The sequence below is a fragment of the Lentzea nigeriaca genome (assembly GCF_016907955.1).
GTDB lineage: Bacteria > Actinomycetota > Actinomycetes > Mycobacteriales > Pseudonocardiaceae > Lentzea > Lentzea nigeriaca.
Genome location: NZ_JAFBCX010000012.1, coordinates 49,356 through 73,820 on the forward strand (window position 1 = coordinate 49,356; position 24,465 = coordinate 73,820).

Below are 24,465 nucleotides of genomic sequence, written 5' to 3' on the forward strand. Positions count from 1 at the left end.
AAGATGCTGAAGACGATCCTTGCGGGCCTGCGCGCCCGCACGGCGCGGCTGGTGCTGTCCAGCATCGCCATCGCGCTCGGCGTCGCGTTCGTGACGGGCACCCTCGTGCTCGGCGACGCGGTCGGGGAACAGACCAGGGACAACTTCGCCCGCAGCGCCCGCAACGTCGACGCGGCGGTGCAGCTCCCGGACAACGCCACCTCGGAGCAGATGCAGAACGGCATCTCAGCCGATGTGCTCAAGAAGATCCGCGGCACCAACGGTGTCGCGGGCGCGGACTCGCGTGAGTTCGGCAGCGCTGCCCTGCTCGGCGGTGACGGCAAGGCCCGCAACGCGCTGGTCCAGCCGCTGCCGACGGTGGAGAAGCTGCGCGACTTCAACCTCAAGGACGGCAAGTTCCCGGTCAAGGCCGACGAGGCCGCGGTCGACACCAAGACCGCGCAGATCGCGAAGCTCAAGGTCGGCGACAAGCTCAAGCTGCTCGACAAGGACAACGCCGAGCACGCCTACACCATCGTCGGCACCTACCAGCAGGGCGCGAGCAGCATCTCGATGTCCGGCAGCGACCACGTGATCCTGTCGCAGGAAGGCGTTCGCACGGTGCTTCCCGACCAGCGGATCTACGAGATCGTCGCGGTCGCCAAGGACGGCGTGACGCAGCAGCAGCTCGTCGACAACATCAACAAGGCCATCGGCTCCGGCTACCAGGTGCAGACCGGTGAACAGCTGACCCAGGCGACGCTGGCCCAGGTCGGTGACGCCGCGAGCGAGATCAAGACCTTTCTGCTCGCTTTCGCTGCCATCTCCCTGGTCGTCGCGGGCATGGTCATCTACAACACCTTCACGATTCTGGTCGCGCAGCGCACCAAGGAACTCGCGCTGCTGCGCTGCGTCGGCGCGGAACGCGGGCAGGTGTTCCGCAGCGTGCTCGCCGAAGCGGTCTTCATGGGCCTCGCGGCGTCCGTGCTCGGCATCCTCGGAGGCCTCGGAGTCTCGGCGGGTCTGCAGGCGTTCATCAGCACGGTGGGTGGTCCCGGTGGTGAGGACGCCCCGATCCGCCTGCCGATCTCGTGGGTGACCATCGCCGCCGGCTTCGGCGTCGGTGTCGTGGTGACCGTGCTGTCGGCCGTGCTGCCGGCCCGCCGCGCCACGAAGGTCGCCCCGGTCGCCGCGCTGCGCTCGCAGCCGGACAGCCACGACGACGTCGCCAGCACCGGCAAGGCGCGGATCATCATCGCCGCCGTGATCGGTCTGATCGGCGCGGCCGGTGTGTACTTCGGCCTCCAGCAGGAGAAGGAGGAGCCCGCGCTGTTCCTCACCGGTGGCGCCACGATGGTGCTGCTCTTCGCGGTCCTGCTCCTCGGCCCGCTGTACGTGCCGCTGGTGAACCGCCTCTTCGGCAAGGCGCTGCGCGGTGTCCCGGCCAAGCTGGCCTCTGCCAACGCGGGCCGCAACCCCAAGCGCACGGCGGCCACCACGGCGGCGTTGATGATCGGCGTGACCATCGTGGCGATGGTGACGGTCGTGGCCGGCAGCGGCCGCGCGACGATGAACCAGCAGGTGGACAAGCGGTTCCCGGCCGACTACGCGGTCAGCTCGAACGTCTACAGCCAGCCGCTGACCCAGAAGTTCGCCGACGAGGTCGCGAAGGTGCGCAACGTCGCGAAGGTCGCTCCCGAGCTCACCGCGTACGGCGAGTCCGACAAGCTCAAGTACGCCGACGTCACCGGCTACCCGTCCGACGCGATCGGTTCCCTGGTGCGCCCCGAGGTCGCCGGCGGCACGCTGACCGGTCTCAAGGACAACGAGATCGCGATGCGGGAGAAGGAGGCCAAGGAAGCCGGCCTCACCGTCGGGTCCACCGTCCCGATCAGCGGCAAGGACTTCAAGGTCGTCGCGCTGATCAAGGACAACAGCTACGGCACCGGCATCGTCACGCTCGCGTCGGCGCAGTCGATCCTCAAGGAGCCCGCGAAGGGCTACCAGAAGCTGCTGGTCAAGCTCGCGCCGGGCACCGACATCACGGCCGCCCGCGCCGACCTGGAACGCGTCATCGCCACCTCGCCGGTCGCGGTGCTGAACTCCGCGGCCGAGACCAAGGCTGAGCTGAACTCGCAGATCGACCAGGTGCTGCTGTTCATCTGGGCCCTCGTCGGCCTGGCGCTGATCATCGCCCTGTTCGGCATCGCGAACACGCTGACGCTCTCGGTCCTGGAACGCACCCGCGAGTCGGCCCTGCTGCGGGCGCTGGGCCTCACCCGAGGCCAGCTGCGGCAGATGCTGGTCGTCGAGTCGATCCTGATGGCCCTGATCGGCGCGGTCGTCGGCGTGCTGCTCGGCGCCGGGTTCGGGTGGCTGCTGGTCGAGGCGATCTCCAACCCGGAGTTCCAGATCAGCTTCTCCATCCCGTTCGGCCAGATCGGGATCATGCTCGGGCTCGCGGTGGTCGCGGCGGTGATCGCCGCTGCTCTGCCCGCCCGTCGTGCGGCCAAGAACTCCGTGGTCGCTGGGATGGCCGAGGCGTAGGGAACGCCCTGCCTGGCTGCGGTGGTCGGGGACCGAACCAGGCAGGTTCGGCCGTGCGGAAACAGGGGCCGCACGGCCGGGGGATCGGTGGAGGTCCGGTGCTGTCGGGGCGCCGGGCCTCCGCTGCGTCTGCCGGCGCGTTCGGGACCACTACCCGCCGTGGTCGGACTTGAACCCAAAGTTCACGGAAAAACTTCGGGAGCACGCGTCACTTTCGGCCAGAAAACCCCTCTACCTGGGGTGAGGGACGACCGGAGCGAGGGCCCGGTCGTCCCTCTTCGCCGTCTCCGGAGCAGTACGCGGGGAGCTTTCGTACTCTCCTGGCGGACGCGAGGCCCCCGCGTGCGGCCGAAACGAGACACCCCTTGGTTCTGGAACGGGTTTTGTTGCCTGCCCCGACAAAGTTACGGAACGATGTCGACCGCTTGACACCCGCGCCTCGCCGGTTGAGTGTGAGAGCGCTCTCACAACAGTCAGCTGCGCCCGTGGCGCCGCCCGTCGAGGAGGACGGATGAGCAGAAGGCTGGTCGGCAGCATCGCTGCGACCCTCGTGATGGTTCTGGCCGCAGGCTGCGGCGGGAGTTCCGAGGCCAATGGCAAGATCGAGCTGTCGCTTGGCCTGTTCTCCGACTTCGGCTACGACAAGCTCATCGAGGAGTACCAGGCCTCGCACTCGAACATCAAGATCGAGCAGCGCAAGGTCAAGATGGAGCAGCACAACACGCAGCTCGCGACGCAGCTCGCGGGTGGGCGTGGTGCGGCGGACATCGTCGCTCTCGAAGAGGGCGTGGTGAGCCAGTTCCGTGCCTCCAAGGACAAGTTCGTGAACCTCGCCGAGTACGGGGCCAAGGACCTCAAGGCGCAGTGGGCCGACTGGAAGTGGAACCAGGGCACCGCGGACGGCGGTGAGTTCGTGCTGGGGCTGGGCACGGACATGGGCAGCCTGGGGCTCTGCTACCGGCGCGACCTGTTCGAGGCGGCCGGCCTGCCGACCGACCGCAAGGAGGTCGCGAAGCTGTGGCCGACGTGGGCGGACTACGCGAAGGTCGCCGACCAGTTCACGGCCAAGACGCCGAACGTGAAGTTCGTCGACACGGGCCGCAACGTCTACAAGGCCATCCTCGACCAGACCGAGGAGGGCTACTTCGCGAAGGACGACTCGTACATCGCGGAGAAGAACGACAAGGTCAAGACGGCGTTCGACACGGCGGCGGCGCTCGGCACCAAGAAGCAGACCGGCGCCCTCGAACCGTTCAGCCAGGAGTGGAACGTCGCGCTGAAGCAGGGTTCCTTCGCCACCACCACGTGCCCGGCCTGGGCGCTCGCGCTGATCAAGGCGGGTGCCGGTGACGCGGCTGCCGGGAAGTGGGACGTGACGACGGCGCCCGGCGGTGGCGGCAACTGGGGTGGCTCGTTCCTCGCGATTCCCAAGCAAGGCAAGCACCCCAAGGAGGCCTACGAACTGGCCAAGTGGCTGACGGCGCCCGAGCAGCAGAAGCGGATCTTCAAGGAGACGGGCAACCTGCCCAGCCAGCCGAAGGTCTACCAGGACGCCGAGGTGCAGGCGACCGTCAACGAGTACTTCAACAAGGCTCCGGTGGGCCAGATCTTCGCCTCCTCGGCCGAGTCGCTGAAGCCGACCTACCGCGGCACGAAGGACTCGAAGGTCGGGCCGGTGTTCGGTACCGCGCTCACGCGGGTCGAGCAGGGCAAGCAGTCCGCCGCGGACGCGTGGACGCAGGCGCTGAAGGAAGCGCAGGACGCCGTCAAGTGACGGACCTGCGCACCCGGACCGAGGCGGCTCCGGCCGCCTCGGTTCCTTCTTCCACACAGTCGAAGCGTTTCGGGTTGAGCCGCTGGGACGCGAAGTACACGCCGTACCTGATCGTCGCACCGTTCTTCGTGGTGTTCGCGATCTTCGGCCTCTACCCGCTGGTCTACACGGCGTGGGTGTCGCTGCACGACTGGCAGCTGATCGACGGCAACCAGGGATTCGTCGGTCTCGCCAACTACGCGCACCTGTTCGGTGACGCCAACTTCTGGAACGCGCTGTTCAACACGCTCAGCCTGTTCGTCCTGTCGACGGTGCCGCAGCTGCTGGCCGCGCTCGGCCTGGCCGCGCTGCTCGACAGGGGACTGCGCGGAAGCGCGTTCTGGCGGGCGGGTGTGCTGCTGCCCAACGTCATCTCGGTCGCCGCGGTGGCGCTGGTGTTCGCGCAGTTCTTCGGTCGCGACTTCGGCATCGTCAACTACCTGCTCGGCCTGGTCGGGATCGACCCCGTCGACTGGCGCGCGGACACGTGGGCGTCGCACCTCGCGGTGTCCACAATGGTCATGTGGCGCTGGACTGGCTACAACGCGCTGCTCTACTTGGCGGCGATGCAGTCGGTGCCGAAGGACATGTACGAGTCGGCCACTTTGGACGGCGCGTCGCGGTGGCGGATGTTCTGGTCGATCACCGTGCCGTCGATCCGGCCGACGATCCTGTTCACCGTGGTGACGTCGACGATCGGTGGCCTGCAGCTGTTCGCGGAGCCCGCCCTGTTCGACCCCGGGTTCGCCGCGAACAACTCCACCGGCGGTTCCGACCGGCAGTTCCAGACGCTGGTGCTCTACATGTACGAGAAGGGTTTCCGGCTGTTCGACGCCGGCTACGCCGCCACCGTCGCGTGGATGCTGTTCCTCGTCGTCCTGGTGGTCGCGATCGTCAACTTCTCGCTGACGCGGCGCATCGCGGGCAAGGAGTGAGCATGAAGAACGCCAAGGCAGGGCCGCTGCTCTACGGGTTCCTGGTCGCCGTGCTGGCGGCCTCGGTGTTCCCGCTCTACTACTCGTTCATCGTGGCGTCGAAGGACAACTCGGTCCTCGGCGAGGAGGTGCCACCGCTGGTTCCCGGCGGGAACCTCTTCGAGAACATCAGCCGGGTCTTCGACACCGTCGACTTCTGGCTCGCCATGCAGAACTCGTTCATCGTGGCGGCGACGGTGGCGATCTCGAACGTCGTCCTCGGCACGCTCGCGGGTTTCGCGTTCGCGCGGCTGCGGTTCAAGGGGCGCGACTCGCTGTTCCTCGTCGTGCTCGGCACCGCGATGGTGCCCACGCAGCTCGGCGTGATCCCGCTGTACATGCTGATGTCCGACCTCGACTGGTACGGCACGCTGCAGGCGGTCATCGTGCCGGCGTTGATCGGGTCGTTCGCCGTGTTCTGGATGCGCCAGGCGTGCGAGGAAACTGTTCCGTACGAGCTGATCGAGGCCGCGCGCGTCGACGGCTGCTCGGTGCTGCGGACGTTCTGGCACGTCGGCTTCCCCGCGGTGCGTCCCCAGGCGGCGGTGCTCGGCATGTTCACGTTCATGACAGCGTGGAACGACTTCTTCTGGCCGTTGATCGTGCTGGACCCCAACGACAGCCCTACGGTCCAGGTGGCGTTGTCGACGCTGGCCAGCGGGTACTACACGGACTACTCGTTGATGCTCGCCGGCGCGTCCCTCGCGGTGCTGCCGGTGATCGCGATCTTCGTCCTGCTGTCGCGCCAGATCGTCGGCGGAATCATGCAGGGCGCCCTAAAAGGATGAAACACAGCAGGGATCAAGCCACAAGGGATGTGACTGCATGACGACCGACTCGGACGTCGAGGTCGGGCGGGAGGTGCTGACCTTCCCGCCGGACTTCCTGTGGGGAGCAGCGACCGCGGCGTTCCAGATCGAGGGATCGACCACAGTGGACGGTCGTGGCGCCTCGATCTGGGACACGTTCGCGGCGACGCCCGGCAAGGTGCTGGCCGGTGACACGGGTGATCCGGCCTGCGACCACTACAACCGCTATGAGTCCGATGTGGATCTGATGGCGTCACTGGGCCTGGCCGCGTACCGGTTCTCCGTCGCGTGGCCACGGATCCAGCCGACGGGAAGCGGCGCGGTGGAGGAACGCGGTCTCGCGTTCTACGACCGCCTCGTGGACTCGTTGCTGGAGAAGGACATCCAGCCGCTGGTGACGCTGTACCACTGGGACCTGCCGCAGGTCCTGGAGGACTTCGGCGGCTGGCGCAACCGGGACACGGCCTACCGCTTCGCAGACTACGCCGCCATCGTGCACGAACGGCTCGGCGACAGGGTGCAGGCCTGGACGACGTTGAACGAGCCGTGGGTGTCCGCGTTCCTGGGCTACGGCAACGGAATCCACGCGCCGGGCATCACCGACGCCGTGGCGTCCCTGGAAGCGGCACACCACCTGCTGCTGGCCCACGGCCTCGCCACCCAGGCGTTGCGGGCGCAGGCACCCGAGTCGCACCGGCTGTCGATCGTCCTCAACTTCAGCACCGTCTGGGGTGACGACGAAGAGGCCGTCCGCAAGGTCGACGGGCTGCAGAACCGCATCCTGCTCGACCCGGTCTGCGGCCGCGGCTACCCGCTCGACGTCCTGCAGGACACGACGTGGCTGGGCGACTGGACGAACGTGGTGCGCGACGGTGACATGGAGATCATCGCGACCCCGATCGACTGGATCGGCGTGAACTACTACAGCCCGACGCGGGTCGAGCCCGCCGCCCCCGATCACGTGCCCTTCGGCCCGCACGCGGGTCTGCGCGGCGTCTCCATCGCGCCTCCGCAGGGCGAGCTGACCGGGTTCGGGTGGGAACAGAACGCGGACGCGTTCACCGAGCTCCTGCTCCGGCTGTCCCGTGACACCGACGGAATTCCGCTGGTGGTCACGGAGAACGGCTCGGCGTTCCCGGACGTCGTGGACCCGATGGGCCGCGTGGTCGACGTCGAGCGGACGAAGTACCTGGTGGACCACGTCCGCGCGGTGCACAGGGCAATCTCGGAAGGCGCCGACGTCCGCGGCTATCTCGCGTGGTCGCTGCTCGACAACTTCGAGTGGGCTGCCGGGTACTCGCAGCGGTTCGGCATCGTGCACGTCGACTACGACACGCAGCAGCGCACGGTGAAGGAAAGCGCGGCCACGCTGTCCCGGATCATCGGGCAGAACGGGCTTCCCGCGCACGGCTACACCATCTAGACCCCAGGGGGTCTGGCGCTCTCACCTGCGGGCACCTCTGTGCCGCAGGTGAGAGCGCTCTCTTGTACTACCTGCGGCTCAGCACGCGAGGATCGGCGTGCAGGCTCTGCGCGAGCCGGATGGTGATGAACTCGTTGTTGTCCGGCTTGCCCGGCGTGCGCCCCGACGACGACGGGAAGTTGTTGTCGTTGAGCACCGCGAGAGTGCGGTCGTCGAGGATCGTGACGTCCTCGATCGTGACGAACGGGAACTTGAACGGATCCGCCTGCCCGCCGACGTGCTTGGGGTTCGCGAGGTTCAGCAGGTCGGCGACCAGCGTCTTGTCGAGCTTGCCGTCGTGGTCCCGGTCGCGCTTGTCGGCGAGGTAGACGCGCTTGACGATCGCGTCGGCACCCTGCGCGCTGTCCCGCTCGACGATCAGCAGCCGGTTGCTGTCGACCGCGATGGCGTCACCGATGGCGAAGTTCGTGGCCTCCAGCTGGTAGCGCCACGTCTTGCCGGTGAAGGTGTTGCTCGCGATGTCGAACTCGTTGAGCCGCAACGTACCCGGCTCGTCTCCGGCGACCGTGCCCTCCAGCAGCGCGTTGATCGTCTTGCCGTCGGGGGAGAGCGTGATGCCCTCGAAGCCCTTGCTGCCACCGAGGTTCGGGTTGCCGGCGGGGTTCTCCGGGGCGCGGACGCCCGGCAACGGCACCGGCGGCGCCATGAGCCGGCCGGCGCGGTCGAAGTGCAGCAGGTACGGGCCGAACTCGTCGCCCATCCAGTACGTGCCGTCCGCGGTCCTGGTGACCGACTCGATGTCGATGTCCGCACCGGTGATCACGCGGTCGGCCCTCGTGATCGGGAACGGGATGTGGCCGTGCGGGTCGGTGAGCGTGATGCCGCCGACGACGTCGACCTCACCCGTCTTGAAGTTCGGCGCGATGCGGTTGATGCGCAGCAGCCAGTCCGCGCTGTTGGCCTTCGTGCCGTACCCGTTGTCGGAGATGGCGTCGAACGTGCCGTCGCTGTTGCGGACGATGCCGCTGAAGCCCTGGATCGGCTGGTCGGCGAACGGCGGCGTGACCCCGTTGATCGGGTTCGTCCCCAGTGCGGCGCCGCTCGGCTCGCTGCCGGGCAGGTAGGTCTCGGCGGGGAGTGAGGCGAAGTTCGTCAGCGTGGCCTGTTTTGGCGCGGCCGCGGGGGCCGCGGTGGTGGGCGTGGCCAGCGCGGTGACGCTGAGCAGGGTGAGGCCTACGGCCAGTGTTCTCCTCATGCCGCGAACCCTAATGTGTGACCTGGATCGTTTTACCCGCAGTTCGCACCGAGGCAACAGGTCGCGGGAACTCTGGACGCATGACCACGACTTGGCGCATGCGCATCGAACTCAGCGACAGCCCCGGCGCGCTCGCCCGCGTCACGGTCCGGCTCGCCTCCGCGGACTGCAACGTCCTCGCGTTGCAGGTGATCCCGGTGCCCGGTGGTGTTCTGGACGAGATCGTGGTGCAGGCCGCTCCCGGCGTGCTGCCCGCCGACCTCATCGAAGCCATCCGCACCGAGGGCGGCAAGTGCGTGGGCATCACCCGTGCCGACGTGCGAGACCTCGTCGACGAACCGACGGCGGTCCTGCGCGCCGCCCGGATGGCGCTCTCCGACCCGTCGCGCACGGCAGAGGCCCTGCGCCAGGTGCTGTCGGCCGACGCGGTGACGCACGGCGAGGCCGCTGACGGCCAGGTCCAGCTCGGCGACCTGGCGGCACGGCGCGGCTGGTCGTCGTTCACCCAGGTCGAACTGGCTCGCGGCCAGGCGTTGCTCGACCTGCTCGACACACCGGCGCCCACCATGCGCGGAATGCTCAGCGATGACGGCGTGGCGCTGGTCCTGCGCCCCGGCACCAGCGAGGACGAGGACGCCGTCGCCGGCCTGCACACCCGGTGCTCGATGAAGACGTTGTTCAACCGCTACCACTCCGGCATGCGCACGGTGCCGCGCCGCTGGCTGCACCGGCTGCTGAACCCGCCGCGTGGCACCACGATCCTCGCCCAGTGCGCGGACCAGGTCGTGGCGCTCGGGCAGCTCCTGCACACCGGCACGCCGACGAGCGCCGAGGTGTCGCTGCTGGTCGAGGACACCTGGCAGCGCCGGGGCGTGGGCACGGCACTGCTCGGCGCGCTCGCGGCGGACGCCCGTGCCGCGGGGTTCCAGGAGCTCGTGGCGTGGTGCCTGCCGTCGGAGACCTCGCTGGTGCGGACGGCCGCACGGGCGGGCTTGGACACCACGACTCGCCGGGAGGACGGGTTGCTGCGCGTATCCATTGCGCCACGCGGCAGTGCACTTTCGACGCCAATCACGACGGTTGTTGCTGAAAAAACACGATGAACAGCGCGTAAACCCTCCTCGGAGATCGCTTGCGGCTAAGCTGACCTGCGACTCAAAGGTTTTCATCGAGGAGTGGTGGTGCTCGTGTCCATCCACACGCGTCCGACGTTGGAGGACGTGGCCGCGAGGGCCGGGGTCTCCCGCGCCACGGCGTCACGAGTGCTGAACGCGTCGCCGCGGGTCAGCCCAGAGGCTCTGGAAGCGGTCAACGCCGCGGTGCTCGCCCTGGGCTATCAGCCCAACCGCGCCGCTCGCGCGTTGGTGACGCGGCGCACCGGCGCCGTGGCCGTGGTGTTCTCCGAGCCGGAACCCAAGATCTTCGACGACCCGCACTTCGCCCGCCTGATCCGCGCGGGCGCGCGTGCTCTCGCGGACGTCGACGTGCAGATGGTCCTCATGCTGGTGCACTCGCCGGACGACCAGGCCCGCGCCCACCGCTTCCTCGCCGGCGGCCACGTCGACGGCGCACTGGTGTTCGCACCGCACCGCAACGACGAGCTCGTGTCGATCGTGAAGAAGCTGCCGCTGCCGGTCGTCTACGCCGGCAAGCCGTGGGGCTCGTTGCGCGGCATGCACCTCGTCGACAACGACAACGAGGGTGGCGCCGTGCTCGCCACCGAGCACCTGAAGTCGCTCGGCCGCAAGAAGATCGTGCACGTGTCGGGCCCGTTGGACGAGTTGTCCGCGATCGACCGGCTGAACGGCTTCAAGTCCGCGCTGGGCCTCGACGACAAGGGTGCCGCGAAGGTCACCGAGGACGGCGGCTTCACCCGTGAGGGCGGCCGCAAGGCGATGGCCGCGCTGCTCGCGAAGGTGCCGTCCCTCGACGCGGTGTTCGTCGCGTCCGACCTCATGGCCGCCGGTGCGCTGGAGACGTTGCAGGAGGCCGGAAAGCGGGTGCCGCAGGACGTCGCGGTCGTCGGCTTCGACGACCACGTGACGATCGCCGAGCACACCTCGCCGCCGCTCACGTCGGTGCGGCAGGACTCGGACGAGCAGGTCAAGCACATGGTCGCGCACCTGATGAAGCTGCTGCGCGACGAGACCGTCAAGACGAAGAAGCAGATGCTCCCGACGGTGCTGGTGCGCCGCGAGTCGGCCTGATCAACGGCGCTAGTCGCCGAAGTTCTTGCAGCTTGGTGGCGGCAGCGGGTTGAGAGGGCTGCACGGCCACCCTGGCGACGTCGTGGTTCTCGTCGTGGTCGCGGGCGGTGGCGGCGGTGCCGTGTTGACCACGGCAGGCGGCGGGGTCGTCGTCCTCCTGATCGTCTGCTGCGTGCTCGGCGCCGCGCTGGAGCTCGACGGCGCGCTGCTCTCGGGGGTCGTGCTCTCGACGGAGCTCGACGGGGTGGTCGCCGTGGACTTGATCCACGTGGACGCGGGTGTCGGGCTCAGCGGATCGTCCTCACCGGCGGCGTGGATCGCCACTCCCACCAGCACGCCGAGCAACGCGGACCCGAGCACGGCGGAGCCACCTGCGGCCCACAGTGCACGCACAGCGGTCCTCCTCAACTGCTCACGATTGGAAGCAAGGCGATCACGCTCAACGGCAGATTACCGGCTGGGCCAGGCGCAGGAGAACGCTCACCTCCTTGCCTTATCGGCGTCCTTACGCCTCCGGTTGAGTGATCGCCGTCACTGATCTGTGATCCGGGCGAGCACCAAACTGGCCCCGGAAAGGCCTGCCACCAGCACGGTTCCGGTCAGATGCCACGTCGGAGCGTCACCCGTGCAGGTGAACACCTCGGTGAAGCGTTCCGAGGAGCAGGTGACGAACGGGACCGACGACAGGGCGATCGACGCCGCCGCCACGCCGCCCAGCAGCGCCGAGCCGAACGTGCGCATCAACGGGAACGCCGCGTTGGCCGTGCCGACCGCGGCGACGGCGAAGAGCAACGGCACAGGTCTGGGGAACAGGCCCGTCAGAGCGCAGCCGACCATCAGGACACCGAGCACGGCCTGGCCGATCCTCGCCTGCGTCGCCACGGCAGGGACCCTAACAACTCCGTAAGCTCTTTTCGGTCCGGTTTGAGCCAGGATTTTCGGTATGCCGCATCGCCGATTTCTGATCCCCGTCGCAGTCGTGGTCGTCGTCGCCCTCGGGATCGGGTTGTACCTGTTCCAGCCGTGGCGGCTGCTCACGGTTCGCGAAACCCACGATGCGCTGCTCGTGCCCTCGGCGCCGGTCACGACGAGCGTGCAGACCAGTGCGGAGAAGCCCGCGGAAACGCCGAAGGAGGTCGCGACGGGTGAGTGGCGCTCACTCGAACACGCCACCACCGGTAGGGCGAGCCTGATCGAACTGCCCGGCGGCAAGCATTCCGTGCAGTTCGCGTCCTTGAACACCAGCGATGGCCCTGACCTGTACGTCTACCTGTCGCCGCACCCGTCGAGCTCGGCCGAGAAAACGTTCGGTGAAGGATTCACCAGTCTCGGCAAGCTCAAGGGAAATCGTGGCGACCAGGTGTACGAAATCCCGGCCGGTGTGGACGTGTCGTCCATTCGGAGCGTGGTGATCTGGTGTCAGCGGTTCTCCGCGGGGTTCGCGGTAGCACCGCTGGAACAAGCCTGAAACATCAGATCAGGACCTGCTCTCTTCGCACTATTGACTTTCCTGGTCTAGACCACATAGCGTCGATGGTAAGGACGCAACATCGTCCCTTGCCAGTGGGCGTGCGGAAGCCCTGTTGGTGAGGAGCACGGCTCACTGGGTGGGCCTTCATCGGCGGTGACGCGACTCCAACTCTCCCCGGAGCCGCGTCACCGCCGGTGGCGTTCTAGTGTGGTTCGTGCACACCAGGACCGTGGCGATCCATTATGTGCGCGCGGCACTGCGCGCCTGCCCGTCGCCGTCCGAGGTCCTCGCCGGCGCGGGCATCCCGCCGAGCCTGTTGTCCGACGACCGCGCCCGTGTCACGCCCGCGCAGTACACGAAGCTGATCCAGACCCTCTGGGAAGTCCTCGACGACGAGTTCATGGGCTTCGGCCCGCGCCCGTCGAAGCGCGGAACGTTCGCGATGATGTGCCTGCTCGCCGTCCACTGCCCGGACCTCGAGTCGGCGCTGAGACGCGGCCTCGCGTTCTACGCCCTGTTCGACGAACCGCTGGAACTCTCGCTGGACGACGGCCGCTTCTCGTTGCACGTCCCCGGCGATCCCGACCACTTCCTGACCGAGTCGCTGCTCGTGCTGTGGCACCGCTTCTCGTCGTGGCTCATCGGCCGCCGCATTCCCCTGCGCGAAGCCGAGTTCGCGTATCCGGAACCGGCACACGCCGCCGAGTACCACCTGATCTTCGGCTGCCCGCTGACGTTCGACGCACCCGCCACCGCCATCTCGTTCGACCGGAAGTTCCTGCGCATGCCGGTCGTGCAGGACGAAGCGGGGCTGCGCAGGTTCCTGCGGTACTCGCCCGCGGAGTTGTTGTCACGCAGGGACTACGGCGCCGACACGGCCGGGCACGTGCGGCGGCTGCTCGGGAGCGGCGTGAGCGGACTGGAGGCCGTCGCGGCCCGTCTCGGGGTGAGCGCTCCGACGTTGCGCCGACGGTTGGCCGCGGAAGGCACATCGTTCCGCGAGGTGCGCGAGCAACTCCTGCGCGACCAGGCGGTGGCGTCACTCGTGCGAGGAGGGGAGTCGGTGGAGGAGTTGGCGCTGCGCCTCGGGTTCTCCGAGGCGAGCGCCTTCCACCGGGCCTTCAGGAGGTGGACCGGGTCATCGCCCGGCTCCTACCGTGCTTAGAACTTGTCGCGCTCCCGCAGTGAGGCAGGCGGCCGGAACCGCTCCCCGTACGTGTCCGCGAGGTAGTCCGCCCGCTCCACGAACGCCTGCACGCCGTAGGAGTTGATGAACTGCAACGTGCCGCCGCTCCACGGCGCGAACCCGAACCCGAAGATCGAGCCGATGTTCGCGTCCGCCACCGACGTCAGCACGCCCTCGTCGAGGCACCGCACGGTTTCCAGCGCCTGCACGAACAGCAGCCGGTCCCGCACGTCCTGTTCGGACACCCCGGCGTCGGCCTTCGCGTACCGCGTCGTGAGCTCGGGCCACAGGAACTTCCTGCCGCCCTCGGGGTACTCGTAGAACCCCGCCCCGCCGGACTTTCCGGTGCGGCCCAACGACACCATCTCGCGGATCAGGTCGTGGGCCGCGCTGTCCGACACCAGCGACGGGTCGTCCGCGAGCGTCTGGTCGTGGATCTTCAGCTGCAACGACAGCGTCACCTCGTCCGACACGGCCAGCGGCCCAACCGCCATGCCGGCCTTGCGGGCCACGTTCTCGATCAGCGCGGGCGCCACGCCCTCGGACAGCATCATGATCGCCTCGATCACGTACGTGCCGAAGGTCCGCGACGTGTAGAAGCCGCGCGAGTCGTTCACCACGATCGGCGTCTTCCCGATCTGCCGCACGTAGTCGAGCGCCCGCTGCAACGTCTCCTCGGACGTCTTCTCGCCGCGGATGATCTCGACCAGCCGCATCTTCGGCACGGGCGAGAAGAAGTGCAGGCCGATGAACCGCTCGGCGTCCGGAACCGCCGTGGCGAGCCCGGTGATCGGCAGCGTCGACGTGTTTGACGCGATCACCGCGTCCGGCAGCGCCTGTGCTTCCGCTGCCGCCAGCACCTTGTTCTTCAGCTCGCGGTTCTCGAACACCGCCTCGATGATCAGGTCGCAGCCCACGAGGTCGTCGTCGGAGTCCGTCGGCGTGATGCCTTCCAGGCCCCCAGCGCCCTTCTGGGCGGCTTCGAGGGTCACGTCCTTCAGGACGACCTCGATGCCGGCTTTCGCGGACACCTCGGCGATTCCGGCGCCCATCATTCCCGCGCCCAGCACGCCCAGCTTCGTCACGCGCTTGCCCGACGACGACGCGCGGCCGTTGACCTCGTTGAGGTTGAACCAGAACGCCGTGATCATGTTCTTGGAAACCTGACCGGCGGCCAGTTCCACGAAGTAGCGGCCCTCGATCTTCAGCGCCGTGTCGAAGTCGACGTAGGCACCCTCGACGGCCGCCGCCATGATCTTCTCCGGCGCCGGGTAGGTACCGTGCGACTTCTTGCTCAGCACGGCGGGTGCTGCGGCGAGAACGCCGTAGCTGTTGGGGTCACCGAACTTCAGGTCCGGCACACCGGCGCCCGGCACGTCCCACGGCTGCACTGGCGCCGGGTTCGCCTTGATCCACTCGCGCGCCTCGGACAGCAGTTCCTCGCGCGTCTCCACGAGCTGGTGCACGATTCCGGCCTGCAGCGCGCGTTCCGGCCGCAGCTGCTTGCCCTCCATGAGCAACGGCAACGCCTTCTGCACACCGAGCAGCCGCACCATGCGCGTCACGCCACCGCCGCCGGGCAGCAGGCCCAGCGTCGCCTCGGGCAGGCCGAGCCGGATGCCGTTGTCGTTCAGGACGATCCGGCGGTGCGCGGCCAGCGCGATCTCGAACCCGCCGCCGAGCGCGGAACCGTTGATCGCCGCCACGACCGGCTTGCCGAGCTTCTCGAACCGTCGCAGCTGCGACTTGACCTCCTCGACGCCGTCCAGTGCCTCGGAGGCGTTCTCCGGCGTGATCGAGATCAGCACGTTCAGGTCGCCACCGGCGAAGAACGTCTTCTTGGCCGACGTGATGATCACACCGGTGATCTCGTCGCCCTCCAGCCGGGAGAGCGCCTCGTTCATCAGATCCCGGTACTCGAGGTTCATGACGTTGGCGGAGCCGGACATGTCCATCGTCAGGGTGACGATGCCGTCAGCGTCCTTCTCGTAGTGGAACGTGCCCGAAGAACTAGACACAGTCAGACCCTCTCGATGATCGTCGCGATACCCATGCCGCCACCCACGCACAGCGTGGCGAGACCGCGGCGCAGGTCCCGGCGCTCCAGCTCGTCCAGCAGCGTTCCCAGGATCATGCAGCCGGTCGCGCCGAGCGGGTGGCCGAGCGCGATCGCGCCGCCGTTGACGTTGACCTTGTCCTCGGGAATGTTCATGTCGCGCAGGAACTTCAGCACGACCGACGAGAACGCCTCGTTGACCTCGAACAGGTCGATGTCCTCGACCGAGAGCCCCGCCTTGTCCAACGCCTTGCGCGCGGACGGCGCCGGCCCGGTGAGCATGATCGTCGGCTCGGTTCCCACCACGGCAACGGACACGATCCGGGCACGCGGCGTGAGCCCGAGCGACCGCCCGGCGGCCTCGGATCCGATCAGCATGGCCGCGGCGCCGTCGACGATCTGCGACGAGTTGCCCGGCGTGTGCACGTGGTTGATGCGCTCGACGGTGGGGTAGCGGTCGATCGCCACCGTGTCGTAGCCGAGGTCGCCGTGGAACTGGAAGCTGGGCTTCAACGTGCCCAGCGACTCCACAGTGGACTCGGGCCGGATCGTCTCGTCCTCCTTCAGCACGACGGTGCCGTTCTGGTCGACGACCGGCACGACGGATCGCTCGAAGAAGCCGTTCTTCTGCGCCTCGAACGCGCGGGCGTGCGACCGTGCGGCCCACGCGTCGACGTCCGTGCGCGAGAAGCCCTCCAACGTCGCGATCAGGTCGGCCGACACGCCCTGGGGCACGAACGACAGGTCGAAGTTCGTCTGCGGGTCGATCGCCCACGCACCGCCGTCGGACCCCATCGGCACGCGCGACATCGACTCGACGCCGCCCGCGACCACCAGATCCTCGAACCCGGAGGCGACCTTCGCGGCCGCGAGGTTGACCGACTCCAGGCCGGACGCGCAGAACCGGTTGAGCTGGACACCCGCCGGCCGCTGGTCCCACCCGGCCGCGAGCACCGCGGTCCTCGCGATGTCACCGCCCTGCTCGCCGAGCGGTGACACGACGCCGAACACGACGTCGTCCACCACGGAGGTGTCGAGGGAGTTGCGTTCGGACAGCGCGCGCAGCACACCGGCGGCCAGCGCGACGGGCTTGACGCTGTGCAGCGACCCGCGCTTCCCCTTGCCGCGCGGCGTGCGCACCGCGTCGAAGATCAAGGCTTCGCTCATGGCACCCACGCTAGGCCCGGCTTCTCGGGCTCGCCATGACCGTGAAGGGTGACCGATTAGCTCACGCGGAACTCCATGTGTTCCGGCTGGTCCGACTCGACGAACCCGAGCCGCTCGTAAAGCCTCCGTGCGGGCAGGTTGTGCTCCCAGACGCGCAGCCGCACGACCTTCCAGCCTTCCTCGGCTGCCCACGCGAGCACGGCCTTGACCAGCGCTTCTCCGACACCTCTGCCGCGATGGGAGTCCCGCACCCACATCGAGTAGAGGTGGAGGTCGCCGGGTTTCGAGGTGGCGCCCACCAGGCCGACGGGGCCGGGGTCCAGCGCGACGAGGTTCAGGCCTCCGACGATGCGCTCGCGCCACTCGTTCTCGCCGTACTCCTGCTCACGGGCCAGCGTCGAGCCGAACTCCGCGGGGTCGCTCGCCAGCGCCTCCAGCCGGATGTCGCGCCACAGCCGCCACTCGTCCGGCGTGATCTGGTGGATCCGCACATCGAGCAGTCTGGCCGACCGAGGTGGTTTTTTCGCTCAGTTTTTCGGGTGACGGCCTGGCGCGCCGGTCATGGCGTGGATCACCGCCCGGTGGTTTCGTGGAAGGCATGGCAGAGCGTCGATCGCGGTGGATGGACAGCGACCTGGACCAGTTGCGCCGGCTGGCCCGCACGTTCATGGAGAAGGAGGTCGCGCCGCACCAGGATCGCTTCGCCGAGCAGAAGCAGGTCGACCGCGACCTGTGGCGCAAGGCCGGCGACCTGGGGCTGCTGTGCCTGAGCATTCCCGAGGAGTACGGAGGCGGCGGCGGTACGTTCGCACACGAGGCCGTGCTGCTCGAGGAGCAGGCGCGAGCCGGTGACAGCTCGTGGGGCAACAGCGTCCACAGCGGGATCGTCGCCCACTACCTCAACTCCTACGGCTCCGAGGACCAGAAGCTGCGCTGGCTGCCCAAGCTCGCGTCCGGCGAGTACGTCGGCGCGATCGCGATGACCGAACCCGGCGCGGGCTCCGACCTCCAGGGCATCCGCACGAAGGCCGTCAGGGACGGCGACGAGTACGTCATCAACGGCTCGAAGACGTTCATCACGAACGGCGTGCACGCCGACCTGGTGATCGTGGTGGCGAAGACCGACCCGTCGCAGGGCGCCCAGGGCATCTCGCTGATCGTCGTGGAGAACGACATCCGCCGCGGCCGCGTGCTCGACAAGGTCGGCATGAAGGGCCAGGACACCGCGGAACTGTTCTTCGACGACGTCCGCGTGCCCGTCGGGAACCTGCTGGGCGAGACCGAGGGCCTCGGGTTCGTCCAGCTCATGCAGCAGCTGCCGCAGGAACGCCTGATCATCGGCGTCTGCTGCATCGCGGGCATCGAGGCGGCCGTCGACGTGACGCTGAAGTACGTGAAGGAGCGCACCGCGTTCGGCAAGGAGCTGATGAAGTTCCAGAACACCAGGTTCAAGCTCGCCGAGTGCGCCACCGAAGCGGCCGTGACCAGGGCGTTCATCGACGAGTGCATCGAGAAGCACCTGCGCGGCGAGCTCGACGTGCCGACCGCGGCGATGGCCAAGTGGTGGGCCAGTGACCGGTTGGGCAAGGTCGTCGACGAGTGCGTGCAGCTCTTCGGCGGCTACGGCTACATGAACGAGTACCCGATCGCGCGTGCCTGGTCCGACGCCCGTGTGCAGCGGATCTTCGGCGGCACGAACGAGATCATGAAGGAAATCATCGCGAGGTCCCTGTGACTATTTCCGGGAGCGGGCCGCTGGCGGGACTTCGCGTCATCGAGCTCGCGGGTCTCGCGCCCGCGCCGTTCGGCTGCATGGTGCTCGCCGACCTCGGCGCGGACGTGATCCAGGTGCACAAACCGGGGAGCCGCTCGACGGTCCCCGGTGACTTCCTGGGACGCAACAGGCGGTCGGTCGCGATCGACACCCGCAAGCCGGAGGGTGCCGAGCTGGTGCTGCGGCTGGTGGAGCGGTCGGACGTGCTGGTGGAGGGCTTCCGGCCGGGCGTGACCGAACGCCTGGGCATCGGGCCGGCGCAGTGCCTCGCCCGCAACCCGCGCCTCATCTACGGGCGCATGACGGGCTGGGGCCAGGACGGACCGCTCGCCGACCGGGCCGGACACGACATCAACTACATCGCGGTCGCCGGCGCGTTGGAGCCTCTCGGACGAGCCGGCGGGCCGCCGTCGTTCCCGATCAACCTCCTCGGCGACTTCGGCGGGGGAGGGCTGCTGCTCGCCCTCGGCGTGCTCGCGGCACTGTATGAAAGGGAACGCTCGGGGCGCGGTCAGGTCGTGGACGCGGCCATGGTCGACGGCGCGGCGTTGCTGACGACGTTCCTGCACGGGATGAAGAACGCGGGCATGTGGTCCGGTGCGCGCGGTGAGAACATGCTCGACGGCGGTGTGCCGTTCTACGACGTCTACGAGGCCGCGGACGGGCGGTTCGTGGCCATCGGTGCGCTGGAGGAGAAGTTCTACGCCGACCTGGTACGCGTGCTGGGACTGGAGGACGCACCGTCGCGCAACGACCCGGCGAACTGGCCTGAGCTGCGCGAACGCATCGCGGCGGCGATCAAGACCAGGACCCGTGACGAGTGGGCCGACCTCGCCCGGGACACGGACGCGTGCCTGGCGCCGGTGCTGACGCCCTCCGAGGCGGCGCGGCACCCGTACAACGAGGCACGTGGCACGTTCGTCGACGTCTCCGGCGCGCTGCACCCGGCGCCCGCTCCCCGGTTCGGCCGCACTCCGACGTCCGTTCCGACGCCTCCGGTTTCGACCGGAGCGAACACTCGGGAAGTGCTTGCCGACATGGGTGTGGCGGATGCCCAAATTATGGAACTGCAGCGGGCAGGAGTAATTGGATGAATGCTCGGGTGCGCATTAATAAGGACACGGCGGGGTGACAGAGCGTGATGCCGGTGGGTCGGCATCCGGGTGAGGCTCGGTGCAACAGTGTCTGGTCCAAGCTGTGGGATGCGAGGGTGTCCGTGTTCACCTCGTGACCAGGACATCGGCGCTGGATCTGGCCCTCTTTAGCCGCCATTCGGGTGACATTCCCCGTCGTGTAGGCGTGCGCCGCTGGTGGATCCTAGGACCAGTTGGGCGTGGTCGTTGTTCATCTTGCGGGTGAATGAGGGACCATGACGGGTGACATGGGCGGTCCGCCGCCTCAGCTGTGAGCGACATGGACGGAGAGGTACCTGTGAACCTCAAGAAGGTGCTAGTGCTGGCGGGCGTCGCGCTGGTGCTGTTCCTCCTGATCACCCAGCCCGAGCAGTCCGCAGCCGCGGTCCAGCAGGTACTCGGCTGGCTGCGTCAGGGCGCGGAGTCGATCATCACCTTCATCAGGAGCCTCTTCGGGACGGCCGCCCCGATCAGCCGGTGACCCAGGGTGATCCTCGGCCGTTCGCGTTGGACCGGATGGGTGGAATGAGGCCAATCACGCACTGGTAACGGGTGTTCTGGGGATTCAGGGTCTGGCGATTGTCAGACCTACCGAATACCTTCCGCTGCAATGGCCGATCCCCGACCGACGAGGAGGCATGGATGGTCGAGGACTCCGGGGTCCACGAGCTGTTGAAGCAGTGGGCGGCTGAACGGTCTGATGACGCAGAGATGCAGGAGGTGAACCGGATCAAGAACGCGTGGCTCGCGGAGGCTCCCCCCTCGGCGCCTGGCATCCCCGTGCAGCGGGGAGGCAACAAGGGCGGGTCGCGCGGCTTGGTCAAGGTCGACTCGGCGGATCCGGCCTACGTGGCCGCGATGCGCAAGCGGGCGCCGGAGGCACCCGAGGCACTGCTCGCTGCCGCGGCGAGCTACTGGCAGCTGGTCGGCGACGTCAGCGAGGCCGAGCAGTGGTGGGACGCGGGCATCAGCCCGTTGGACCAGCGCGCGCTCGACTACCGCGCGGCGGGCCTGACCCCTGCCGACCTCGGGAGGCGCCTGGGACCGATGACGGTTCTCCAGCACCTCCGCCGTGGCTCGGCCGCGGCCTGGTGTGTCGCACGTCTGCAGAGGCAGCGCCGGGACGGCGTGGCGTAGTAGTGAACGGGCTGTCGAGGATTCGGCAGCCCTGAGTTTCATCCCTCACGGGCGGCCTCCTGATCGGGGGCCTCACCCAAGTGGTTCGAGGGGCAGGCTCTCGGAGGCGGGAGCCATCCCCAAGTAGTCTGGAGGTCGTGCGCGGCCTCCTCACTCCCCAGCGGATCCTGATCGGGTTTCTCTGCCTGATCGCTCTCGTTGTGTGTTGCGGGCTCGCGTACTGGCAGTGGCAGCGCTTCGAGTCCGCCAGCGGCACGTTCCAGAATCTCGGTTACGTGCTCCAGTGGCCGCTCTTCGGCCTCTTCCCCGCCTTCATGGTGTGGCGCTTCCGCAAGCTCGCACGGCAGCGCCGTGACGAGGCTCTCTCCGAGCCGGAGCCGGTTGTGTCGGCGCGGGAGCCGGTGACTACGGTTGACGCCGTCAAACCCGCGCCTGTCGAGCACTTCGACGACGAAGAAGACGCGGAGCTCGCGGCCTACAACCGCATGCTCGCGGACCTCAACGCGCGGGACGGTCGTTGAGCGAAGGCGGGCAGATGAAGGGTGCGTTGACCCGGTTCCGGGTCATGGCTTACGTGGTCGGTGTCTTCCTGCTGCTGCTGTGCGTGGCCATGGTGCTCAAGTACGCGGCGGACATGGGCCAGTTCATGAAGGTCGTCGGCCCGGTGCACGGCTTCCTCTACGCCATCTACCTGGTGATTTCCGTCGACCTGGCGCTGAAGCTGCGCTGGTCGATCAAGGGCACCGCGCTGGTGCTGCTCGCCGGCACCGTGCCGTTCCTGTCGTTCTGGGCGGAGCGCAAGGTGGTCGAGAAGACCGCGCAGGGCGTGCCGCTGTGACGTTTGGCCTGCTAGCGTCTGGGGCTACCAACTGAACACGGCCGTCGATGTCGCGCGGGAGAGTCCCCTTCGGTGGGGACGCCGAAGGAGCAACTCCTCCCCGGAATCTCTCAGGCACAGATACCGCACGACGAAGGCAACTCTGGAAAGCAGGCCCATCGGCCTCGCCCACGGTGCAAGCCACTCCGGTGGCGAAGCTCTCAGGCTCATGACAGAGGGGGAGGCTGCTCTGGAAGAGGAGTCTCCGATGGACCGTGTCATTCTTCTGTTGCCTCAGCCGGCCTCGTCCGGCTCTTCGGCGCACCCTGGAGGAGCGTTCTGATGTCCCGCCTCACGCCTCTGAACGCCGAGCACGAGCAGCTCGGCGCGATGTTCACCGACTTCGCGGGCTGGCGGATGCCGCTGCGCTACTCGAGCGAGCTCGCCGAGCACCACGCGGTGCGCACCACCGCAGGCCTGTTCGACCTCACGCACATGGGTGAGATCGTGCTGACCGGACCGCAGGCGGGCGAGGCGCTCGACTACGCGCTCGTCGGCCACATCTCGGCGCTGGCGGTCGGCAAGGCCCGCTACACGATGATCACGCAGGCCGACGGCGGCGTGATCGACGACCTGATCGTGTACCGCCTCGGCGACGAGGAGTTCATGGTCGTCGCGAACGCCTCCAACGCTCTCGTGGTCGCCGAGGCGCTCGTCGAGCGCGCCGCGGGGTTCGACACCGTCGTGACGGACAAGTCGACCGACTACGCGTTGATCGCGATCCAGGGCCCGAAGTCGGTCGAGATCCTCTCCGGGCTGACCGACACCGACCTCTCCACGGTCAAGTACTACGCGTCCTACCCGTCGAAGGTCGCCGGCGTCGACGCGCTGCTGGCGCGCACCGGGTACACGGGCGAGGAGGGCTTCGAGCTCTTCCTGGCGCCCGCCGACGCCGCGGCCGTCTGGAACGCACTGCTGGAGGCCGGTGCAGAGCACGAGCTCAAGCCGTGCGGTCTCGGCTGCCGCGACACGTTGCGTCTCGAAGCCGGAATGCCGTTGTACGGCAACGAGCTCACGACGTCGCTGACGCCGTACCACGCGAACCTCGGCCGCGTCGTGAAGCTCGACAAGCCCGCCGACTTCGTGGGCCGCGACGCGCTGACGAAGGTGGCGGAGTCCGGTGTGGACTCGGTCCTCGTGGGACTGAAGACGCCGGAGCGCCGCGCCCCGCGGCACGGGTACGCGGTGCTGAACGGCGACGAGGTCGTGGGCGAGGTGACGTCGGGTGCGCTCTCCCCGACCCTCGGCTACTCCGTCGCCATGGCCTACGTGACGAAGGCGAGTGCCGAGCCCGGCACCCAACTGCTGGTGGACGTCCGCGGCAAGAAGCAGCCGGTCGAGGTCGTCGCACTTCCGTTCTACAAGCGCGCCAAGTAGGGAGATCCTCCAGATGTCCGACCAGTTCAACGCCTCCCTCGCGGAGTACGACCCCGAGGTCGCGCAGGCCGTTGCGGCCGAGCTGGCTCGCCAGCAGGGCACCCTCGAGATGATCGCCTCGGAGAACTTCACGCCGGTCTCCGTCCTGCAGGCGCAGGGCTCGGTGCTCACCAACAAGTACGCCGAGGGCTACCCCGGCCGCCGCTACTACGGCGGCTGCGAGCACGTCGACGTCGTGGAGCGCCTCGCCATCGAGCGCATCAAGTCGTTGTTCGGTTCCGGTTTCGCCAACGTCCAGCCGCACTCGGGCGCGCAGGCCAACGCGGCCGCGATGTTCGCGCTGCTGCAGCCGGGCGACACGATCCTCGGCCTGGACCTCGCGCACGGCGGTCACCTGACCCACGGCATGCGCATCAACTTCTCCGGCAAGCTCTACAACGTCGTGCCGTACCACGTCTCCGACTCGGACGGCCGCGTCGACATGGCCGAGGTCGAGCGCCTCGCCCAGGAGCACCGCCCGAAGCTGATCGTCGCCGGCTGGTCCGCCTACCCGCGCCAGCTGGACTTCGCCGAGTTCCGCCGCATCGCCGACTCGGTCGAGGCCTACCTGATGGTGGACATGGCCCACTTCGCCGGCCTGGTGGCCGCGGGTCTGCACCCGTCGCCCGTCCCGCACGCGCACGTGACGACGACGACCACGCACAAGACCCTCGGCGGCCCCCGCGGTGGCGTGATCCTGTCGAACGACGCGGACATCGCCAAGAAGATCAACTCTGCGGTCTTCCCCGGCCAGCAGGGCGGCCCGCTGGAGCACGTGATCGCCGCCAAGGCCGTGGCGTTCAAGCACGCCGCCTCGCCGGAGTTCGCCGACCGCCAGCGCCGCACGCTGGAGGGCTCGAAGATCCTCGCCGACCGCCTCTCGCAGCCGGACGTCGCCGCCGCGGGCGTGAAGGTCCTGACCGGCGGCACCGACGTCCACCTGGTGCTGGTCGACCTGGTGAACTCCGAGCTCGACGGCAAGCAGGCCGAGGACGTGCTGCACCAGATCGGCATCACGGTCAACCGCAACGCCGTCCCCAACGACCCGCGCCCGCCGATGGTCACCTCGGGCCTGCGGATCGGCACGCCGGCACTCGCGACGCGCGGCTTCGGCGAGGTGGACTTCACCGAGGTCGCCGACATCATCGCGGAGGCCCTGAAGCCGGGTGCCGCACTCGACGAGCTGCGCGCCCGCGTCGAGGTGCTGGCGGCCAAGCACCCGCTGTACCCGACGCTCTGAC

23 protein-coding genes and 2 riboswitches are annotated in these 24,465 nt (G+C 68.3%); of the genes, 17 read left to right on the forward strand and 6 right to left on the reverse strand.

Going from position 1 to position 24,465, the window contains the following annotated elements; all coding sequences use genetic code 11:
• Nucleotides 1-3 precede the first annotated feature (3 nt).
• From JOD27_RS32840 to JOD27_RS32860, 5 genes are all read left to right on the forward strand, one after another.
• Nucleotides 4-2,526, forward strand: coding sequence for an ABC transporter permease (locus JOD27_RS32840; RefSeq protein WP_204766202.1), 2,523 nt, complete (start codon nucleotides 4-6; stop codon nucleotides 2,524-2,526).
• 511 nt (nucleotides 2,527-3,037) lie between these two features.
• Nucleotides 3,038-4,300 carry an ABC transporter substrate-binding protein gene (locus JOD27_RS32845; RefSeq protein ID WP_204766203.1) on the forward strand — a complete coding sequence of 421 codons (1,263 nt, stop codon included), beginning with the start codon at nucleotides 3,038-3,040 and terminating at the stop codon, nucleotides 4,298-4,300.
• A 74-nt stretch (nucleotides 4,301-4,374) separates the two neighbouring features.
• Nucleotides 4,375-5,274: a carbohydrate ABC transporter permease gene (locus tag JOD27_RS32850; protein WP_239570053.1), complete on the forward strand. Its 900-nt coding sequence runs from the start codon at nucleotides 4,375-4,377 to the stop codon at nucleotides 5,272-5,274.
• Between the two features lie 2 nt (nucleotides 5,275-5,276).
• Entirely contained in the window at nucleotides 5,277-6,101 is an 825-nt protein-coding gene (locus JOD27_RS32855) for a carbohydrate ABC transporter permease (protein ID WP_204766204.1), read from the forward strand.
• Between the two features lie 37 nt (nucleotides 6,102-6,138).
• Nucleotides 6,139-7,545, forward strand: a complete 1,407-nt coding sequence (locus JOD27_RS32860; RefSeq protein ID WP_204766205.1) for a GH1 family beta-glucosidase — start codon at nucleotides 6,139-6,141, stop codon at nucleotides 7,543-7,545.
• Nucleotides 7,546-7,612: 67 nt separating this feature from the next.
• Here JOD27_RS32860 and JOD27_RS32865 read toward each other — a convergent pair whose 3' ends face one another.
• Nucleotides 7,613-8,800, reverse strand: coding sequence for an esterase-like activity of phytase family protein (locus JOD27_RS32865; protein ID WP_204766206.1), 1,188 nt, complete (start codon nucleotides 8,798-8,800; stop codon nucleotides 7,613-7,615).
• Between the two features lie 80 nt (nucleotides 8,801-8,880).
• Here JOD27_RS32865 and JOD27_RS32870 point away from each other — a divergent pair, with 80 nt between their 5' ends.
• Both JOD27_RS32870 and JOD27_RS32875 read left to right on the forward strand, forming a co-directional pair.
• Nucleotides 8,881-9,903, forward strand: a complete 1,023-nt coding sequence (locus JOD27_RS32870; protein WP_204766207.1) for a GNAT family N-acetyltransferase — start codon at nucleotides 8,881-8,883, stop codon at nucleotides 9,901-9,903.
• Between the two features lie 75 nt (nucleotides 9,904-9,978).
• Nucleotides 9,979-11,007, forward strand: a complete 1,029-nt coding sequence (locus tag JOD27_RS32875) for a LacI family DNA-binding transcriptional regulator (RefSeq protein WP_204766208.1) — start codon at nucleotides 9,979-9,981, stop codon at nucleotides 11,005-11,007.
• A gap of 9 nt (nucleotides 11,008-11,016) precedes the next feature.
• Here the strand turns inward: JOD27_RS32875 and JOD27_RS32880 are convergent, their stop codons facing one another.
• Nucleotides 11,017-11,400 (reverse strand): hypothetical protein, encoded by a 384-nt coding sequence (locus JOD27_RS32880; protein WP_204766209.1) that lies wholly within the window; start codon nucleotides 11,398-11,400, stop codon nucleotides 11,017-11,019.
• A 138-nt stretch (nucleotides 11,401-11,538) separates the two neighbouring features.
• Complete coding sequence (locus JOD27_RS32885; RefSeq protein WP_204766210.1) at nucleotides 11,539-11,889, reverse strand: hypothetical protein; 351 nt, start codon at nucleotides 11,887-11,889, stop codon at nucleotides 11,539-11,541.
• 61 nt (nucleotides 11,890-11,950) lie between these two features.
• On the opposite strand from JOD27_RS32885, the gene JOD27_RS32890 reads away from it, so the two are divergent.
• The gene (locus JOD27_RS32890; protein WP_204766211.1) at nucleotides 11,951-12,475 is read left to right on the forward strand and encodes a DM13 domain-containing protein; all 525 of its coding nucleotides are present in this window, start codon (nucleotides 11,951-11,953) and stop codon (nucleotides 12,473-12,475) included.
• Between the two features lie 217 nt (nucleotides 12,476-12,692).
• On the forward strand, nucleotides 12,693-13,643 hold the full coding sequence (locus JOD27_RS32895; RefSeq protein WP_204766212.1) for an AraC family transcriptional regulator: 951 nt from the start codon (nucleotides 12,693-12,695) through the stop codon (nucleotides 13,641-13,643).
• Here JOD27_RS32895 and JOD27_RS32900 read toward each other — a convergent pair.
• Genes JOD27_RS32900 through JOD27_RS32910 form a run of 3 tightly spaced genes read right to left on the reverse strand, consistent with a single transcriptional unit; the run spans nucleotide 13,640 to nucleotide 17,378 of the window.
• Nucleotides 13,640-15,682, reverse strand: coding sequence for a 3-hydroxyacyl-CoA dehydrogenase NAD-binding domain-containing protein (locus tag JOD27_RS32900; RefSeq protein WP_307830465.1), 2,043 nt, complete (start codon nucleotides 15,680-15,682; stop codon nucleotides 13,640-13,642). The genes JOD27_RS32895 and JOD27_RS32900 overlap by 4 nt on opposite strands.
• A 2-nt stretch (nucleotides 15,683-15,684) precedes the next feature.
• Entirely contained in the window at nucleotides 15,685-16,887 is a 1,203-nt protein-coding gene (locus tag JOD27_RS32905) for an acetyl-CoA C-acetyltransferase (protein WP_204766214.1), read from the reverse strand.
• A 56-nt stretch (nucleotides 16,888-16,943) separates the two neighbouring features.
• The gene (locus tag JOD27_RS32910) at nucleotides 16,944-17,378 is read right to left on the reverse strand and encodes a GNAT family N-acetyltransferase (protein WP_204766215.1); all 435 of its coding nucleotides are present in this window, start codon (nucleotides 17,376-17,378) and stop codon (nucleotides 16,944-16,946) included.
• 107 nt (nucleotides 17,379-17,485) lie between these two features.
• Here JOD27_RS32910 and JOD27_RS32915 point away from each other — a divergent pair, with 107 nt between their 5' ends.
• The 8 genes from JOD27_RS32915 (at nucleotide 17,486) to glyA (ending at nucleotide 24,464) form a co-directional block, all read left to right on the forward strand.
• Entirely contained in the window at nucleotides 17,486-18,622 is a 1,137-nt protein-coding gene (locus JOD27_RS32915; protein WP_239569994.1) for an acyl-CoA dehydrogenase family protein, read from the forward strand.
• On the forward strand, nucleotides 18,619-19,755 hold the full coding sequence (locus JOD27_RS32920; RefSeq protein WP_307830466.1) for a CaiB/BaiF CoA transferase family protein: 1,137 nt from the start codon (nucleotides 18,619-18,621) through the stop codon (nucleotides 19,753-19,755). Before JOD27_RS32915 ends, JOD27_RS32920 begins: the two co-directional genes overlap by 4 nt.
• 337 nt (nucleotides 19,756-20,092) lie before the next feature.
• Complete coding sequence (locus JOD27_RS32925; protein WP_372441770.1) at nucleotides 20,093-20,275, forward strand: hypothetical protein; 183 nt, start codon at nucleotides 20,093-20,095, stop codon at nucleotides 20,273-20,275.
• Nucleotides 20,276-20,436: 161 nt separating this feature from the next.
• A complete protein-coding gene (locus JOD27_RS32930) occupies nucleotides 20,437-20,931 on the forward strand; it encodes a helix-turn-helix transcriptional regulator (protein WP_204766217.1) in 495 nt (164 codons plus the stop codon).
• Between the two features lie 137 nt (nucleotides 20,932-21,068).
• Nucleotides 21,069-21,452, forward strand: a complete 384-nt coding sequence (locus tag JOD27_RS32935; RefSeq protein ID WP_307830467.1) for a hypothetical protein — start codon at nucleotides 21,069-21,071, stop codon at nucleotides 21,450-21,452.
• Nucleotides 21,453-21,466: 14 nt separating this feature from the next.
• Nucleotides 21,467-21,769 (forward strand): DUF3817 domain-containing protein, encoded by a 303-nt coding sequence (locus JOD27_RS32940; RefSeq protein WP_204766218.1) that lies wholly within the window; start codon nucleotides 21,467-21,469, stop codon nucleotides 21,767-21,769.
• A gap of 45 nt (nucleotides 21,770-21,814) precedes the next feature.
• Nucleotides 21,815-21,905, forward strand: a riboswitch (glycine riboswitch).
• 1 nt (nucleotide 21,906) lies between these two features.
• A riboswitch (glycine riboswitch) is annotated at nucleotides 21,907-21,991 on the forward strand.
• Nucleotides 21,992-22,090: 99 nt separating this feature from the next.
• Complete coding sequence (gene gcvT, locus JOD27_RS32945) at nucleotides 22,091-23,185, forward strand: glycine cleavage system aminomethyltransferase GcvT (protein WP_204766219.1); 1,095 nt, start codon at nucleotides 22,091-22,093, stop codon at nucleotides 23,183-23,185.
• 13 nt (nucleotides 23,186-23,198) lie between these two features.
• Nucleotides 23,199-24,464 carry a serine hydroxymethyltransferase gene (glyA, locus tag JOD27_RS32950; RefSeq protein ID WP_204766220.1) on the forward strand — a complete coding sequence of 422 codons (1,266 nt, stop codon included), beginning with the start codon at nucleotides 23,199-23,201 and terminating at the stop codon, nucleotides 24,462-24,464.
• Nucleotide 24,465: the final 1 nt, after the last annotated feature.

Coding starts and splice junctions, on each gene's coding strand:
- JOD27_RS32840 (WP_204766202.1), top strand. CDS start 4: ATGCTGAAGACGATCCTTGCGGGCCTGCGCGCCCGCACGGCGCGGCTG.
- JOD27_RS32845 (WP_204766203.1), top strand. CDS start 3,038: ATGAGCAGAAGGCTGGTCGGCAGCATCGCTGCGACCCTCGTGATGGTT.
- JOD27_RS32855 (WP_204766204.1), top strand. CDS start 5,277: ATGAAGAACGCCAAGGCAGGGCCGCTGCTCTACGGGTTCCTGGTCGCC.
- JOD27_RS32860 (WP_204766205.1), top strand. CDS start 6,139: ATGACGACCGACTCGGACGTCGAGGTCGGGCGGGAGGTGCTGACCTTC.
- JOD27_RS32865 (WP_204766206.1), bottom strand. CDS start 8,800: ATGAGGAGAACACTGGCCGTAGGCCTCACCCTGCTCAGCGTCACCGCG.
- JOD27_RS32870 (WP_204766207.1), top strand. CDS start 8,881: ATGACCACGACTTGGCGCATGCGCATCGAACTCAGCGACAGCCCCGGC.
- JOD27_RS32890 (WP_204766211.1), top strand. CDS start 11,951: ATGCCGCATCGCCGATTTCTGATCCCCGTCGCAGTCGTGGTCGTCGTC.
- JOD27_RS32905 (WP_204766214.1), bottom strand. CDS start 16,887: ATGAGCGAAGCCTTGATCTTCGACGCGGTGCGCACGCCGCGCGGCAAG.
- JOD27_RS32915 (WP_239569994.1), top strand. CDS start 17,486: ATGGCAGAGCGTCGATCGCGGTGGATGGACAGCGACCTGGACCAGTTG.
- JOD27_RS32930 (WP_204766217.1), top strand. CDS start 20,437: ATGGTCGAGGACTCCGGGGTCCACGAGCTGTTGAAGCAGTGGGCGGCT.
- JOD27_RS32940 (WP_204766218.1), top strand. CDS start 21,467: ATGAAGGGTGCGTTGACCCGGTTCCGGGTCATGGCTTACGTGGTCGGT.
- gcvT (WP_204766219.1), top strand. CDS start 22,091: ATGTCCCGCCTCACGCCTCTGAACGCCGAGCACGAGCAGCTCGGCGCG.
- glyA (WP_204766220.1), top strand. CDS start 23,199: ATGTCCGACCAGTTCAACGCCTCCCTCGCGGAGTACGACCCCGAGGTC.